This is a genomic window from Polaromonas sp. P1_E3 (genome assembly GCF_056405935.1).
The window spans coordinates 1-2180 of sequence record NZ_JBFUBD010000424.1 but is presented as its reverse complement, the minus strand read 5'-3'; the positions used below and the strand labels follow the sequence as shown (position 1 = coordinate 2180).

At 61.5% G+C, this 2180-nt stretch carries 2 protein-coding genes; both read right to left on the bottom strand.

The features are described 5' to 3' along the window. Nucleotides 1-1800 (bottom strand): protein kinase domain-containing protein (locus AC1D0Z_RS20095; protein WP_477659934.1); only part of this gene is annotated, 1800 nt, incomplete at its 3' end. A 61-nt stretch (nucleotides 1801-1861) separates the two neighbouring features. Beyond that, a partial coding sequence (locus AC1D0Z_RS20090; protein ID WP_477659933.1) for a HAMP domain-containing protein occupies nucleotides 1862-2180 on the bottom strand: 319 nt, incomplete at its 5' end.

Below are 2180 nucleotides of genomic sequence, written 5' to 3'. Positions count from 1 at the left end.
GACCGTGCGCGGAATGGCTTTCTTGACCAGCACTTTGGCCAGCGGCCCGATGGCTTTGGCCAGCTCGTTTTCAATTTCCAGCGCGATTTCCGGGGTCAGCGATGCCAGCGCGGCAAACGACGCCGTGTGTTCGAACTCCATGTTGCGGGACACCGGCGAAGCCGGCGTGGCGTTCGGGTCCAGCACTGCATAGATCTCGTGCGAACGCAGATGCTTGTCCATGTGCGGGCCGAGGTAGTCAAAGAGGCTGGCTGCGCTGTCGGTGATGCGTGAGATCACGTCGTAATAAGCACGCGAAACCACAATCTGGTTGGGCCTGGAGAAGTCCATGATGCGTTGGGCCACATTGATGCCGTCACCCACCACATTGACGCGGTTGTTGATGTCGAACACCATGCGGATCGGCCCGAGGTGCAAGCCGACCCGGAGAGACAGCTTTCGGYCGTACTTTTGCACCAGCAGGTCGCGCAGCAGAAGGGCCGATTGCAGGGCTTCTTCCGGATCGCCCAGAAAGCAGATCGCCGCGCCGTCGCCGGTGTCGATCATGATGCGCGAAGACTCCTTCACGCCGCCGATCGCCTTGGTGATGAGCTCGTTAAACAGGCCTTTCAATGTCACCTGCTGGTCCACCGAATAGGTGGAGTAGGACACCAGGTCCAGGAACATGATGGTGCCCAGCACATTCTTGCGCAGGTTTTCGGCACTGTTGAGCGGAATGGACTGCGAATTGGCCGCGTAGGCGAGCACGGCGCTTTCGGACAGCAGCTTGCTTGTCTTGGTGGTTGACGTATCGGTCTGCGGCGCTGCCGCCGCTACCGGGGCAATGGCGGCTGTGTTGGACGAAGGGGTGGCGGCGCGGATGGTTTGCGTCTTGAGRAAGTCCGAGCTGATCAGGGCCTGGCGCAGGGCTCCRACGTCCTGCGGGCGCTGTGTTTCGTTGGGCATCATGGCCCAGTCGATGGCGCGCAGCARSGGSGCWCCRAARACCACYGCGCTGGCCGTGTCKGCCGCCTTGGGCATGGTGTCCTCGCGCACCCGAGAGGCCGACTCCATGGGCTTGTGGCCTGTGGTCATCCAGTACATCACGGCACCCAGCGAATAGACATCCGTCCACGGCCCCTGGTGGCCCTTGCTGTGGTACTGCTCGAACGGCGCAAAGCCCGGGCTCACGATGTTGGTCATGTCGTGGTTGCCGGTTACGCGCCGGGCGGCGCCAAAATCCAGCAGTACGGGTGTGCCGTCGGCGCGGATATAGATGTTGTCCGGCTTGATGTCGCGGTGCAGGAAATTTACCTTGTGCACGKCTTCCAGGCCGTCCATCAGCGGATAGATGATTTTCAGCAGGCCCTGCTGGTCCAGCGCAGGCTGCCTGGCCAGCCAGCGTTTGAGCGGATCGCCGGACTCGTACTCCATGACGATGTAGGCGGTGCCGTTTTGCTTGAAGTAACGCAGCACCCGCACGATGTTCGGATGGCGGAAGGACGCCAGCGCCCGCGCTTCGTCGAGAAAGCGCTCCAGGCCCCACTGGAACTGGCCGTTGTTGGTACTGGAGCGCACATGAACCGACAGGTCTTCCGAACGCACGGCCAGGTCGCCGGGGAAGTATTCCTTGATGGCTACCGGCAATTGCAGGTTGATGTCCTGCGCCAGATAAGTGATGCCGAAGCCGCCGCCGCCGAGCATCTTGTCGATGCGGTATTCAAAAACGGTTTGCCCCGGCTGAAGCGCGGCCGCGTCCTTGCCTTCGCCGCCTGTGGGCCGCACCGGCAAGGTTCGGGTTTTGTCTTCCGGTTCTTCCATTCGTGGGGATCGATTCGTGGGAGGCTGTGGGTGTCTATGCGTTATTGAGCTGGGCCGGGCGTCAGGCGCCGTGGTCGATCATCTGCATGGCTTTTTCAAGGCTGCGCCGCATGCGGTTGAACGCGCCGCCGAGCACGGAGACTTCGTCTTTGCCGCCATCGGCAAATTCCGGTACATCAAAGTCACCGGTGCTCACCTTGTCGGCAGCCTGGGACATGCGGCGGATCGGCCGCACGATGAGCCAGCTCAGCATCACGTTAAGTACAACAAAAACCACGGCAAACACAGCCGCCAGCGAGGCCATGAAGGTCTTGAAGGTGCGGTCAGCGTTGCGGATGGGAATGTCCATGGGAACGGTAACAACCTGCGCGCCGATGATT